Origin of the sequence: Undibacterium sp. CCC3.4, from assembly GCF_034347425.1 — a bacterium.
Taxonomy (GTDB): domain Bacteria; phylum Pseudomonadota; class Gammaproteobacteria; order Burkholderiales; family Burkholderiaceae_D; genus Undibacterium.
Map to the genome: position 1 here is coordinate 2388496 of NZ_CP133779.1, position 14467 is coordinate 2402962.

Below are 14467 nucleotides of genomic sequence, written 5' to 3' on the forward strand. Positions count from 1 at the left end.
GAATGACGTGTCGGCCGCTTGTCATGCACCAAAAAAAATGCCGGGAAGTATATCCCCGGCATTTTTTTCAGACTTTTTACTTACTTAGTCAGCAGCAATTCATTGAGACGTTTCACGAAACCGCTAGGGTCACTCAACATACCGCCTTCGGCCAGTAAGGCTTGGTCGAACAAGATGTGCGACCAATCGCTGAAACGGGCTTCTTCGTATTTCAATTTTTGCAGCAAAGGATGGTCGGGGTTAACTTCCAAAATAGGCTTGGAATCGGGCGCAGCTTGACCAGCCGCTTTGAGCATGCGTGCCAGATTGCCGGACAAATCATTATCGTCGGCCACCAGACAGGCTGGCGAATCGGTCAAACGCAAGCTCACGCGTACGTCTTTGGCCTTATCGCTGAGCGCGGCTTTCATTTTTTCGATCAGGTCTTTGAACGCGGTTTCGGTTTCTTCGTGGTGCTTTTTCTCGGCTTCATCTTCGAGCGTGCCGAGGTCGAGTCCGCCTTTGGCAACCGACGCCAATTCCTTGCCTTCGAAATCGTTCAGGAAAGACAGCATCCATTCGTCGACGCGGTCGGTCAAGAGTAAAACTTCGACGCCTTTTTTACGGAAAATTTCCAGATGCGGACTGTTTTTTGCGGTCGCATAGGTTTCTGCCGTGACATAGTAAATCTTGTCCTGGCCTTCTTTGGCACGGCTCAGGTAGTCGGCCAGCGAGACGTTTTGCACATCGCTGTCGTTATGGGTGGAGGCGAAGCGCAGCAGCTTGGCGATGCGTTCTTTGTTGGTCGCATCTTCGCCTATGCCTTCTTTCAGCACCTGGCCGAATTCTTTCCAGAAGCCGGCATATTTTTCTTGCTTTTCGATAGCATCATCGCCGTCCGCATTGGCCAAATCTTCCAGCATGCCGAGCACACGCTTGGTCGAGCCTTCGCGGATCGCTTTGATATCGCGGCTTTCCTGCAGGATTTCGCGCGACACATTGAGCGGCAAATCATTGGAATCGATGACCCCTTTAACGAAACGCAAATACACCGGCATCAATTGTTCGGCATCATCCATGATGAAGACGCGTTTGACGTAGAGCTTGATGCCGCCACGTTTATTACGGTCCCACAGATCGAATGGGGCACGTGCCGGAATGTACAGCAATTGCGTGTAATCGCTGCGACCTTCGACGCGGTTGTGGGTATGTGTGAGCGGGGCGCTGTAATCGTGCGAGACATGCTTGTAAAATTCTTCATACTGTTCGGCAGTGATCTCAGATTTACTGCGTGCCCACAGTGCACTGGCTTGATTGACGGTTTCGAATTCTTCCAGCAGTACTTGCTCTTTCTTTTCTTCGTCCCATTCTTCTTTCTGCATTTTGATTGGCAGCGAGATGTGGTCGGAGTAAGTGCGGATCACCGATTTCAATTTCCAAGCTGACAGGAAATCGTCTTCGCCTTCACGCAAATGCAAGATGATATCGGTACCGCGGCTGGCCTTGGCGATGTCTTCAATGCTGAATTCACCGGCACCTTCCGATTCCCAACGCACGCCTTGATCCGCACCGGCACCGGCACGGCGCGATTCGACCGTGATACGGTCGGCGACGATGAAGCCGGAGTAAAAGCCGACGCCGAACTGACCGATCATGGCAGCGTCTTTTTGTTCGTCGCCCGAGAGCTTGCCGAAAAATTCTTTGGTGCCTGATTTGGCAATGGTACCGAGATGTTCGATCGCGTCGGCCTTCGTCATACCGATACCATTGTCGGAAATCGTGATGGTGCGCGCGACTTTATCGAAACTGACTTTGATCTGCAGTTCGCTGTCGCTTTCGAATAGAGCGGCATTGTTGATCGCTTCGAAACGCAGCTTGTCCGCGGCATCCGAGGCATTCGAGATCAGCTCGCGCAAGAAAATTTCCTTGTTGGAGTACAGCGAGTGGATCATCAATTGCAGTAATTGTTTGACTTCGGCCTGAAAGCCCAGGGTTTGTTTTTCTGACATGTTTTTTCCTCGGAAATTAGCTTGGCAAGAGTAGTAGATAAATAAATATAAAAAACGACCATTACAAAGTGGGGACGGCTGCAGCGATTTCAAGTTTGCCGTGTCAGGCAAACTTGTTTGATGCGCGTCGTTGCCTCAAACCGCCGACAGCGGCTTGATATGCATGGCACCGGCTAAGTCTTCAATTTCATAACCAAGGGCATGCAAGGCGACGCGCAGACGGTCGGCTTCGGCCCAGTTTTTGGCCAGCCGTGCGGCTTGGCGTTGTTCGGCCAAGGCTTGCACCTCGGCCGGAATGGCGATCACGGCCGGCACCCAGTCGACCAAGCCGAGACCGAACACGCGGTCGAATTCGGTGACGGTAGCTTTTTTATCGGCATCCGACAAACCCGACTTGAGCACTTCCCAGTTCAGCGCCAAGGCGCGCGGTACATTCAGATCTTCATTGATAAAGGCGGTGAATTTTTCCAATAAACTTGCATCGGCAACACCGCCGGCTGGCCAAGCATGGAAAGTTTCGCGCAAACGCTGCAAGGCTGTTTGCGCCGACAGCAGGGCATCGAAGCTGAATTGCATCTGACTGCGGTAATGCGCGCTCAGGCACAGATAGCGATAGGCCAGCGGATCGATGTGTTGATCAATCAGCGTTTGCAGGCGCAGGAAATCACCGCTCGACTTCGACATTTTGCCGGCATCGATTTGCAGGAAATAGCCGTGCATCCAGAAATTGGCCAAGCGGGTGCCGTGGCAAGCCTGATTTTGCGCGATCTCATTGCTGTGGTGAATGGAAATATGGTCTTCGCCACCGCAATGGATATCGAACCAGGGCGTCAGGTATTTCGCCGACATGGCCGAGCACTCGATGTGCCAGCCCGGAAAACCGCGACCCCAAGGGCTATCCCATTCCATTTGACGTTGTTCGGCGGCCGGGCTGAATTTCCATAAGGCAAAATCGGTCGCATGTTTTTTCTCGCCGAGTTCGACCCGGCTGCCGGCCTTGATCTCGTCACGTTTGATGCGCGCCAAGTAGCCGTAATCATCTTGCTTGCTGGTATCGAAATAAATACCGTCGCTGGTACGATAGGTGTAGCCCTTGCTTTCTATGCAAGCGATGAAATCAATTTGTTCGACGATATGGTCGGTGGCCTTGCACCAGATTGCCGGGGCTTGCATATTGAGGCGCGCCAGATCGGCTTTAAAGGCCAGCGTGAAGCGCTCGGCAATTTGCCAAGCCGATTCGCCGGCCTTGCGGCTGCCTTTTTCCATTTTGTCTTCGCCGTCGTCGCCATCGGACACCAGATGGCCGACATCGGTGATATTGATCACATGGCGCACCGTGTAAGCATTCCATTCCAGGCAGCGACGCAGCAGATCTTCGAACAGATACGTGCGCAGATTCCCGATGTGGGCATAATCGTAAACAGTTGGACCGCAGCAGTACAGGCCTACCCAGTCGGTGCGCAAAGGAGTGAAAGGGCGCAGGCGGCGTTCCCAGTTATCGTATAAAAGAATGTCCATCTTGATTTGCTAATGAAAAGAAATAAATGAGGTCAAAAAAATTCGGCAGCGCGAGGTCGCTGAGGAGCATCGGCAAAATGTGAACTAGCTCAACAACAATATGGCGTGCAGCGGTTTCGCAGCAGCGCGACTGCAAGCTAGAATGAAGGATAAGAATGTAGCATAGAAAGCTGGTTTTTGATCCGAAAGTGCCGAATTTGCGCCGATTTCAAGCTGTTTTCAAAGCCTGCTTGAGAAAATCCCACAGACCAGAGTCAGACATGGCGGCGATGTTGATGCGCATCTTGGTCGATGGAGCTTGATGCGGTGAGAATAGGCTGCCAGGCGCGAGCAAATATCCCTGTTCCATGGCTTGCTCGGTGAGTCGATTGGTATCGATACCGGTCTCGGTCCACAGGAACATGCCGGCCGGGGTACGGTATTCGACCTTGATACCAATATCTTCGAGGCGTTTGGTCACGTCATCGCGTACCGCATCGAGTTTCACGCGGATGCGGTCGACATGCTTGCGGTAATGGCCTTCCGAGAGCACTTTATAGACTACCCGTTCACCTATTTCGGTGCTTGTCAGATTAGACAGCATTTTGCGATCGGACAAGCGTATCGCCAGTTCAGGCGAGGTGGCGATGAAGCCGACGCGTAAATTGGCCGCCAAGGATTTGGAAAAACCGCCCAGATAGATGACGCGCTGCAACTGATCGAGTGCAGCGATACGGGTGGCCGGCTGGACTGCGGTTCCGGGGTGCATGTCGCAGTAAATATCATCTTCGACGATCATGAAATCATGCAACTCGGCCGTTTTCAAGACTTGGAAGGCCTTGGCGGCAGACAGCGAGGTCGAGGTCGGATTATGCATGACCGAATTGATGATGTAGAGCTTGGGTTTGTGGATCGCTGCCAATTCAGCCAGTTTGGCAACATCGGGACCATCATGCAGGCGGGGAATGCCTATCACTTTGGCGCCGAGTATGGCAAACGAACCGAACATCAGAAACCAGGCCGGATCATCGACGAAAATCGTGTCGCCGGGACGGGTGAATTCACGCGCCACCAAGTCGAGCGCCTGAGTCACGCCGCTGGTGGTGACGATTTGTTCTGGGGCTGCAGCAATTTCGAGTTCGGCTAGTTTCAGTTGCAATTGCTGGCGTAACGGTAGAAAACCCTGGGGCACGCCGTAATGCAGCAGCAAATTTTGGTTCAGGCGACTGATCGCGCGCAAACCGTTGGCCACCAATTCACCGTCCAGCCAGTCGTGCGGCAGTACGCCCGAACCCGGCATTTTTTGCGGGGGCAATTGGCGGAACATATTTCTGACCAGCCAAACCACATCGAGTTGCTGACTGCCGCTCAGCACCGGCGTTGCTGCAGCGCTAGCGCTAGCGGCCAGCATAGGGGCGCGTTCGCGCACGAAAAATCCGGCACCGCGGCGCGATTCCAAGTAGCCGTGGGCAACCAAGCGGTCATAGGCTTCGACGACCGTGAAGCGCGAGACACCCTGTTCATCGGCAAACTGGCGTATCGATGGCATGCGCGCACCGGTACGCAGCAATTTATCGTCGATGCGATTGGCTACTGCCGTGACGATTTGCTCGACCAAAGAGGTGCCGGAATCGCGAGAAAGGTAAAACATCGCAGCTTGCATGGAATTTTCTTGAGCGTGTATTGGAGAAATGACCGGAACAGTATGTTAATTAACTGCTTTTGTGTATCGGTACTGTATTGGAAATTGCGTTTAGGATAGCATAAGCCTGAACGGACAGGAATGCGAACAGTGCAATTGATCTATATTTAATCAAACAGGGGCAAGGATGGAAACCTTCACATATTCGCAACAATTTCAGCCGGACGTAGCTGCACTGCCGTCGCTACGGGCCGACGTCCTATGCCGCTGCGCGCGATTAGCGGAGGAATTGTCATGCCTTTGAGCGAATTCATTGCTTTTTCCTTATTCGCGTGGATAGGTTCGTTTACCCCGGGGCCGAATGTTGCCATCGCCGCCACGACTGGCGTCAACCATGGCTTGCGCGCCGCTTTACCGCAAGTGATCGGTGTGCCACTCGGTTTTGTCATCCTGATGTGGGCGATTGGCAGTGGCGGAGCTTGGATCTTGCAAGGCCATGCCACTCTGTTATTTTCGATGAAACTGGTGGGGAATGCTTATCTGCTGTGGTTGGCTTGGCGCCTGTGTTTTTCGGCAACGCTGTCGAATAGCAAAAGCACGCAAGCCTTGAGCGTGCCGCAGGCGGCGATGTTTCAGATCGTCAATCCGAAAGCGTGGATGATGTTGGTGGCCGTCACCTCCACCTATGCGATAGGACAAACGCATTTTTTCAGTCGCATGGCTTGGATGAGTCTCGGCTTCGCCATACCCTGCGCCCTGAGCGTATTCGCTTGGGCTTGGATGGGCGATAAGTTGCGACAATATTTGCAGGTCGGTCAGCGTTTGCGCTGTTTTAATTTGGGTATGGGCGTGGCACTGGCCTTGACCGCCGTGTGGATGTTTTCTTTGTAGTTGGCCGTGGCTGTACAATCGGCGGCCACGCTACCCCAATTCTCATGGGAACCGAATTAAATCAGTGCCGGGCGATGATATTGGGGGTGGTCACAGGTTTAGTGCAGGCTTACAATAGCAGGCTGTGCGCTTGCTGCCGGCTTTTGTAGGGCGTTTAGCGACACACCCAAGAATTCACCGGCTTGCCTTGTTATAAAGGCAGCCTGTTTTGTTTATTTTATCTAGGAAGATCATCATGCCAGTATCCGAACGACTGTACGCGCTCAATATCACTCTGCCACCGGTGGTCGCACCGGCTGCCGCGTATGTGATGCATGCTCAAACCGGCAACACCGTGTTTTTATCCGGTCATCTTGCCAAGAAAGATGGCAAAGTTTGGGTTGGCCAGCTTGGCAAAAATATCACGACGGAAGAAGGTAAACTGGCTGCGCGTGGCATCGCGATCGATTTGATCGCTACCTTACAAGATGCTTGCGGTGGCAATTTGTCGCGCGTTAAGCGTATCGTCAAAGTAATGAGTTTAGTGAATTCTACCGGTGATTTCACCGAGCAACATCTGGTTACTAACGGCGCCTCGGAATTGCTGGTCGAAGTGTTTGGCGATGCCGGTAAGCATGCTCGTTCAGCTTTCGGTGTGGCACAAATTCCTATGGGTGCCTGCGTAGAAATCGAAATGATCGTCGAAATCGACTGATCATTGACCTATCGCCGTCACACTGTTTTTCAGGTGACGGCATGAAAACAACACTTTGCCTGTAAGGCATGACTTTGAGTGAGACCCGCATGAAACTTGAAAATCCTACCCCTATCGATTGGAAATTTTCCGTACGCGCCGAGCAGTTGCAAAGCTCGGTGATACGCGAGATATTAAAAGTGACCATGCGTCCCGAAGTCATTTCTTTCGCCGGTGGTCTGCCTTCGCCGGAAACCTTCCCGGTTGAGCGCATGAAGGCGGCGTTTGATAAGGTTTTGTCAACGCAAGGTAAATCGGCGCTGCAATACGGCCCGACTGATGGCTACGCGCCACTGCGTGAATTTTTGGCAGCCTCGCTGTCTACTGCCGATTGCAGCATTTCACCGGACCAAATTTTGATGGTATCGGGTTCGCAGCAAGGCCTGGACTTGCTCGGTAAAGTGTTGATCGATGAAGGCAGCAAGATTTTGGTCGAGACCCCGAGTTATCTCGGTGCCTTGCAAGCTTTTTCCGTCTACCAGCCGGAGTTCGTCTCGGTTGATACCGATGAAAATGGCGTCTTGCCTGCCTCAGTTGCTGCCAACGGTGCCGGCGCGCGTTTGATGTATGCCTTGCCGAATTTTCAAAATCCTACCGGCCGCACGCTCTCGCTGGAACGTCGCCTTGAACTGGTGGAAACCTGCGCGCGCATGGGTATTCCGCTGATTGAAGATAACCCTTACGGCGATTTGTGCTATACCGGCGAACCCTTGCCGAAGATGTTGAACATGAACCCGGCTGGAGTCATTTATATGGGCTCGTTCTCGAAAGTGCTCACGCCTGGCATTCGTCTCGGTTATGTGGTTGGTCCGGTGCCTTTGATACGCAAGCTTGAACAAGCCAAGCAAGCTGCTGATCTGCATACTGCCCAACTGACGCAAATGGTGGTGTATGAAGTGATTAAAGATGGCTTCCTCGATCAGCACATTCCGACTATCCGTACTTTTTATGCCGGTCAGTGTGCCGTCATGCTTGATGCTTTGAGCCGACATTTTCCGGTTGGCGTGGAATGGACGCATCCGGAAGGCGGCATGTTCATCTGGGTGACCTTGCCGGCACATATAGACAGTAAGCAATTGCTCGATGAAGCGATACAGCAAAATGTTGCCTTCGTACCCGGTGGACCATTTTATGCCAACGAGGGTGAAAAAAATACTTTGCGCCTGTCATTCGTGACCGTGTCGCCGGAGCGTATCAACGAAGGGATAGAGAAATTAGCCAAGTTGATCAAAGCAAAAATGTGATTCGTTTTCACTCAGTCCGACCCGCCTGTTGTCCGGCGGGTTTTTTTTTGTTCGAATAATAAGGAATCGATATTTTTCTTAAATTTTAAGCAATTTTATTCTTTGTAAGGACAGTAATTAATTTGTTCCTACAGGCTCAGCGCAGCTTGCTTAGTGTCTGTGTGCAGGTTAGACTTCAAAATCGAATCAGAGTTGTTGCAAAGAAAAGGCTGCAGTATGGGGAAAAGATGGAAATCGGAATCGTTTGGCGTGCTGCGCTTGCTTGGCATGGCCAGCTTGCTTTGCGCTCAATTATGGGCCGCTACAGCAGTTGCTGATGAATGCAAAAAGCTGATCGCCACCGGTAATCCTGAATATCCTCCTTTCCTATGGCGCAATCCCGATGATGACAGCCATCTCATCGGTGCCAGTACTGAACTCATGCAAGCCATCGCTGCCGAAATCGGCATTCCCATCGAGGTCCGTTACGTGGGGCCATGGGCACGGGTGCAGGAAGAAGCCAAGCTCGGCCACGTCGATTTATTGGCTGGTGCGTTTCTGACCATTCCGCGTATGGAATACATGGATTATTTTTATCCGCGTTTGCGCGAAACGCGCAGTGTCATCTGGACTCGCAAAAACAGCCGAATGACATACAGAAATTGGTCTGATCTGGCTGGAAAAACCGGTATTACGGTCATCAATAACAGCTTTGGTGAAGAGTTTGATCGCTACGCTAAAGAATCACTCAAATTTTCTACCGTACCCAGTTTAGAGCAGGCGTTTCTGCTGCTCAACATGTCGCGTGCCGATTACTTGATTTACGAAGAAGACCCGGGCTTGGCATATGTTGCCAAATTGAATATGACGAATATCAAAGCACTTGACTCGGCCATCACCAATGAAAATCTGTATCTCACCTTGTCGCATAAATCACCGTGCAATACGCCGGAATTACGTGGCCGCATTGCCAAAGCTTTGTACAAACTCGACAAACAGAATTTGATGAATAAACTGGTTGCAAGCAATATTCAATTGTGGCGCAAGCAGCAGTCTAAGTAACGGACTGTCGAGGTAACATTGGTTTTCCGTAAACTTTCCCTCCGACAAATATCGATCTTAGGCGTCGCTTCCGGCATTTTGTTGCCAGCGCTGGTATTTGGTTATTTTGTGCTGGTAGCACGCTATGAGCGTGAATTACAGATACGCGTGCATGCGCCGATGGCGCAAAATGCTGACATGTTGTCGAAAGCGATGGAAATTCCCATCTGGAATGTCGACAAAGAAGTTGGCAAGCAATTCGTCGCGGCAGTCATGCGCAATCGCGAAGTCGTCAGCGTGGTCATCACAGATGAGGCTGCCAATGTCTTTGTACGCGCTGATAAAGTGTATGGCAAAGGTGCGCGGGTACTCAGCGATCACCGGCCCATCATCTTCAATCATAAATTGATTGGCAATGTAACCATCGAATTGACCACAGAGTTTGTTGATCGCGACTTACTCGATGATTTTTTTAAACTGGTCGCCGGCTTGGTGGGGCAAGTGATTTTTTCCTTTGCGCTGATCTGGTTCTTGTTCGATCGCCGTATTGTTCGGCCGATACAGCAATTGCAGCGCGTCACGGAGCGCTTGGCCAGCGGCAAACTTAATGAACCGCTGGAATGGCAACGCCATGATGAAATCGGCAATCTTGCTGCCGGTTTGAACAAGATGCGCTTGAACCTCGGGGAACTGATTGCCCAGCGTGAGCAGCAAAATATAGCCTTGCAGCGAGAGTTGCAGGAACGTTTGCGCGTGGAGCAAATTTTGCGCGAAACAGAAGAAAAATTCATGGCAATTTTCCAAGCCTCACCGGTGGCCATGACCGTGCTGCGCAAGGAGCAGCGCTATCGCATGGTTGCGGTCAATGATGCTTGGGTGCGCCAGTTTGCTTGGCCGGCTGCCGTCATTCTCAATGAACTTAGTATCCAAGACAGTCTGTGGCGCAATCCGGAAGATTTTCAGAATATGCTGCGCTTGCTTGAGCGGGACGGTGAAATGCCAAGCAGTGAAGCGTGGTTCCGCTGTGGCCGTCACGAACAACTGCTGCTGTGTCAGGTGTCGGGCCGCATGATACGCATTGCCGGTGAACCCTTGTTGATTCTGGTCCTCGAAGATATCACTGAAAAACGTCAACATGAGCAAGACATTCGCAATATGAATCTCAATCTGGAATTGCGGGTTTCTGAACGTACCCATGAACTGGAAGAGTCGAACAGCGAATTGACGGTGGTATTGGAAAATTTACGGCGTGCGCAAAAAGAATTGTTGCGCACAGAAAAAATGGCAGCCTTAGGCTCACTGGTCGCCGGCGTCGCGCATGAGCTCAATACTCCGATCGGTACCAGCGTGACGGTAGCGAGTACCTTACAACAGCAAACCCAAGAAGTATTGCAACAGCTGAATCAAGGGCTGCGTCGTTCCACACTCGAAACGTATTTGCAGAATGCCGGTCTTGGCACCGATTTACTGTTGCGTAACCTCAGCAAGGCCTCAGAGTTGGTGACCAGTTTCAAGCAAGTTGCAGTCGATCGTACCAGTGCCAATCGGCGCGTGTTCGCACTCAACGAAATGGTCGATGAACTGATCATGACGCTTGGACCGATGATACGTAAGACCAAGCATGCGGTGAAGGCAGAAATTCCGGCGCGCATCATGATCGACAGTTATCCTGGCGCGCTCGGACAAGTGCTGACCAATTTGATCAACAACGCCTTCATTCACGCCTTCGATGCCGATCTCCGTGGGATGGTTCGCATCAGCGGACGCGTGCTGGACCGAGAAAATATCGAAATCATTGTCAGTGACGATGGCAAGGGTATTCCCGAGGCACATCTAGGACGCATTTTTGATCCCTTTTTTACGACCCGCTTGGGCCAAGGTGGCAGCGGCTTGGGCTTGCATATTGTTTATAATCTTGTCACCGAGGTATTGGGCGGCGAGATCAGTGTCGACAGCAGTGTGGGCAAAGGTACGCGATTCACGATGCTGATTCCACGCATAGCCAAACAAGCTCAAACGCACTGACGCGGCAGATGCGAGGACACGTAAGCCTGGTTCACCCAGCAAAAACGCTTCCCTTCTAGCATAGCGCTGCCACTTTCTGCTACAGTCACGCCATGAGTAAATTATCTTTAGATCGTATCCTGCAGTCGCAGGGATTCGGAACACGCAAATATTGTCGTGAATTAGTCGCCGACGGCGAAGTCAGCATTGCCGGTGAAATTATTGAGCGCTATCAAACAACGGTGGAAACCGAGGGTTTGGTATATCGTATTTTTGATGAAGACTGGCAATACCGCGAGCATGTGTATATCGCGCTCAATAAACCGGCGAATTTTGAGTGTTCGCGCAAGCCCAGTCATCACCCTGGGGTCTTGAGTTTGTTGCCGGAACAATTCAGCTGGCGTGATGTACAACCGGTTGGGCGACTCGACCATGATACTACCGGCATGCTGTTGATGTCTGACGATGGCCCTTTTATACACGCGCAATCTTCGCCAAAGCGCCACATTCCCAAAATTTATCAAGCGACCACGGCAACCGAAGTGACGCCGGAATTGCTTGCGACCTTGCTCGCGGGTGTACAACTGCACGATGAGCCGGCACCGCTTGCCGCGCAATCATGCCGTCAGCTTGATACGCATAAAATTGAAATTATTCTTGAGCAGGGAAAATATCACCAGGTTAAGCGCATGCTGGCCGCTGCCGGTAATCATTGTGCAGCCTTGCAACGTAATGCAATTGGGCAGTTGACATTGAGTTCACTCAATCTCGCTGAGGGACAGTGGTGCTATCTGAGTGCAGAGCAAATGGCTTTGTTGGTACCCTCAGTGTGATTTGTCGTATGTTCAGTGCTTGCAATGATGCGCGTTCAGACTCATACTTGCGTCATAATTGATGCCAGGAGTGCAGCCATGAGAACTACCGTCACCATTGACGACGAACTGTATCGTCAAGCTCTTGAGATTGCCGACCCGTCCATGGATAAGGCCGATCTGTTTCGAGAAGCCATTAAAACCTTTGTACGCGTGCGTGCGGCCAAGCGTTTGGCGGCCTTGGGTGCAGCCATGCCCGAGATCGCTGAGGTCGCGCGCCGTCGCCCCGAGCCAGCCTGATGAGTGGTGTACTGGTCGATACTTCGGTGTGGATTGACCATTTTCGGAATGGCAATGAGGTGCTGGAGAGTTTACTAAGACGCGACTTGGCACTCACGCACCCCATGGTGATCGGCGAGATTGCTTGCGGCACACCGCCCGGCCCAAGGGCGCGAACCTTAGCCGACTTAGCTCTGCTTCCTATGGTTCAGCATGCCAGCCTGCACGAAACCATGGCGTTCATTGAGTCAGAGTCAATTTACGGGATGGGATGTGGGCTCGTTGACATGGTCTTGTTGAGCTCGACCTTACTGACCCCCGGCGCCAAGCTGTGGACGCTCGATCAGCGCTTGGCCGAATTGGCTGAGCGTTTCGGTGTGCTACATCGGGTCGCTGTGCACTGAGTTGCGCGCTATCACGCGCCACCTTTACCGGCGCTTCCCTGGATTAAATTACCACAGCAGCAAGAAATATTTCCCGCTTTCAAAATATCTCCCTATAATGCCGGTTCACGCTGAGCGAGTGTGAATTTATCTCTTTATTTCAAAGACTTACGGCATGCATCTTACTATTTTTGAAACACCGATAATCAATTCCGCGATGCGCTGGATTTCTGTCCGTCTGTTACGTTGGTCTGGTTGGAGGGTGGAAACCGATGCCCCGGATGCGCAAAAATATGTACTGATTGCCGCTCCCCATACCAGCAACTGGGATTTTCCGATCACACTCATGGTGTGCTTCGCGCTGCAACTGCGGGTTTACTGGATGGGTAAGGCGAGTTTGTTTCCGCCGCTGTTCGGTCATATCATGCACTGGCTCGGTGGTATTGCGGTCGACCGTAGTCGTTCCGGTAATTTGGTTCAGCATACGGTCGATGCCTTTCACGCCAATGCGCGCCTGACTGTGATCGTGCCACCGGAAGGCACACGCGGCAAAGTCACACACTGGAAAACCGGATTTTATTATATTGCACACGGTGCCGGCGTACCGATAGCGCTCGGCTATCTCGATTTTGGACGCAAAGCGGCTGGTATCGGGCCCTTATTTATGCCTACCGGCGATATTGTGCGTGATATGGAAGAAATCAAACAATTTTACAGCGGCATACAGGGAAAAAATCCCCAGCAATTTGATACCGGTGTTGCTGGGGAAGTGCAGTTAGCCTGTCGGATAGAAGAGGAATCTGCTCGGACTATTTCGGCTGCACCGTCTCTTTTGCCAGACCAAGCGGATCGGCCCGGTTCGCGCTAGCACGCAGCAGTAGCCAGCTCAGCGGCCGCAGAATCACTATTTGCGTTATGCGTTCGCAGTAGGGATGGGCAGTCAGCCAGACGATGGCGGCACTTGCGGCCAGCGACAAGCAAAGGCGGGTGGCAGCTTCCATGTGCAAAATTTGGCTCAGTATGCCGTAGTGTTGCAGGATGATTAAAGCCATGCCGTGCCATAAAAACACATACATAGATTGCCTGCCTATGCGCGCCAGCCCCAGATCTCTACGTGCCAACAGATACAACATGGCCAGTCCGAGCGTGGTGGAAACGGCAAACTGCAACAATTGGTACAGTGTTCCATGAACATTTGCCATGCCCAAGCGCTGCAGCGAGAAGCTGCCGTACAGCCAGCGATAATCAAAATTATCGGGTAACAGCGTCACCGCCAGCGCGGCCAGCGCGGCAATCGCCAGTGCAGCGATCAGGTAAACCTGTTTATAGTTCCGCAGCCAGTTCGTGCCCAAACTATAACCGAGCAAGAAATACGGGAAAAACATCAGTGTGCGCGCGCCGCTCAGAAAGTAGCCGGCCTGTGCAGAATAACTGCCCAGTAAGGCCAGTACCACGGCCAGTAATACCGGAAATTGCAAGCGTGCAAACAAGGGTAGCAGCAAACGCCAGCACAACAAGCTCAGCAGATACCAGAGCATCCAGTAGGGCGCGACCAAGCCGGCATACACGCTCATACTGCCTTGCAGTGCATATTCCGTCAATTCGTAAATGCACTCCATGCCTAGCAAGGGCGCGACGATGTTTTTGATCAATTGCAGCGATTGGGTTTCATCCAAATACGCTTTGGAAAAGATGCCGGATACCAATGCAAACATGGGCATGTGGAAGGCATACACAAACACCCAAATGGGTCGTAAAAACGCATCATTGGAGATATGCACTTCAATGAAGTGGCCGAATACCACTAAAAAAATCAAGACGCCTTTGATATTGTCGAGCGTGGTATTTCTGCTTAGTGTAGGGAAAGAGGGGGGAGAAGAGAGAGACATTGCCAACCAAGTGAACGTAACAAAACAGTCCATCATAAACGAAACAGCTGATAATCACTGAATCATACTTTGTAACGAAAAAAGA

General features: G+C 51.8%; 13 protein-coding genes. 9 read left to right on the plus strand and 4 right to left on the minus strand.

All coding sequences use genetic code 11. The features are described 5' to 3' along the window. Positions 1-80: 80 nt before the first annotated feature. From htpG to RHM61_RS10690, 3 genes are all read right to left on the minus strand, one after another. Entirely contained in the window at positions 81-1988 is a 1908-nt protein-coding gene (htpG, locus tag RHM61_RS10680; protein ID WP_322247303.1) for a molecular chaperone HtpG, read from the minus strand. 135 nt (positions 1989-2123) lie between these two features. After that, a complete protein-coding gene (cysS, locus tag RHM61_RS10685; protein WP_322247304.1) occupies positions 2124-3506 on the minus strand; it encodes a cysteine--tRNA ligase in 1383 nt (460 codons plus the stop codon). Positions 3507-3714: 208 nt separating this feature from the next. Then, positions 3715-5136 (minus strand): PLP-dependent aminotransferase family protein, encoded by a 1422-nt coding sequence (locus RHM61_RS10690; protein ID WP_322247305.1) that lies wholly within the window; start codon positions 5134-5136, stop codon positions 3715-3717. 285 nt (positions 5137-5421) lie between these two features. Between RHM61_RS10690 and RHM61_RS10695 the strand changes: the two genes are divergently transcribed. From RHM61_RS10695 to RHM61_RS10735, 9 genes are all read left to right on the plus strand, one after another. Next, positions 5422-6018 (plus strand): LysE family translocator, encoded by a 597-nt coding sequence (locus RHM61_RS10695; RefSeq protein WP_322247306.1) that lies wholly within the window; start codon positions 5422-5424, stop codon positions 6016-6018. A 235-nt stretch (positions 6019-6253) separates the two neighbouring features. After that, positions 6254-6712: a RidA family protein gene (locus RHM61_RS10700; protein ID WP_322247307.1), complete on the plus strand. Its 459-nt coding sequence runs from the start codon at positions 6254-6256 to the stop codon at positions 6710-6712. A gap of 89 nt (positions 6713-6801) precedes the next feature. Then, positions 6802-7995 (plus strand): PLP-dependent aminotransferase family protein, encoded by a 1194-nt coding sequence (locus tag RHM61_RS10705; RefSeq protein WP_322247308.1) that lies wholly within the window; start codon positions 6802-6804, stop codon positions 7993-7995. A gap of 216 nt (positions 7996-8211) precedes the next feature. Next, complete coding sequence (locus RHM61_RS10710) at positions 8212-9036, plus strand: substrate-binding periplasmic protein (protein WP_322247309.1); 825 nt, start codon at positions 8212-8214, stop codon at positions 9034-9036. An 18-nt stretch (positions 9037-9054) separates the two neighbouring features. Then, the gene (locus RHM61_RS10715) at positions 9055-11040 is read left to right on the plus strand and encodes an ATP-binding protein (protein ID WP_322247310.1); all 1986 of its coding nucleotides are present in this window, start codon (positions 9055-9057) and stop codon (positions 11038-11040) included. Positions 11041-11132: 92 nt separating this feature from the next. Further along, complete coding sequence (locus RHM61_RS10720) at positions 11133-11852, plus strand: 16S rRNA pseudouridine(516) synthase (protein ID WP_322247311.1); 720 nt, start codon at positions 11133-11135, stop codon at positions 11850-11852. Between the two features lie 78 nt (positions 11853-11930). After that, a complete protein-coding gene (locus RHM61_RS10725; RefSeq protein ID WP_322247312.1) occupies positions 11931-12131 on the plus strand; it encodes a type II toxin-antitoxin system VapB family antitoxin in 201 nt (66 codons plus the stop codon). Further along, positions 12131-12514, plus strand: coding sequence for a PIN domain-containing protein (locus tag RHM61_RS10730; RefSeq protein WP_322247313.1), 384 nt, complete (start codon positions 12131-12133; stop codon positions 12512-12514). The genes RHM61_RS10725 and RHM61_RS10730 overlap by 1 nt, the downstream gene beginning before the upstream one ends. Positions 12515-12710: 196 nt before the next feature. Continuing rightward, positions 12711-13361 carry a lysophospholipid acyltransferase family protein gene (locus tag RHM61_RS10735; RefSeq protein ID WP_322247314.1) on the plus strand — a complete coding sequence of 217 codons (651 nt, stop codon included), beginning with the start codon at positions 12711-12713 and terminating at the stop codon, positions 13359-13361. Here the strand turns inward: RHM61_RS10735 and RHM61_RS10740 are convergent. After that, complete coding sequence (locus tag RHM61_RS10740; protein WP_322247315.1) at positions 13303-14382, minus strand: acyltransferase family protein; 1080 nt, start codon at positions 14380-14382, stop codon at positions 13303-13305. The genes RHM61_RS10735 and RHM61_RS10740 overlap by 59 nt on opposite strands. Positions 14383-14467 lie beyond the last annotated feature (85 nt).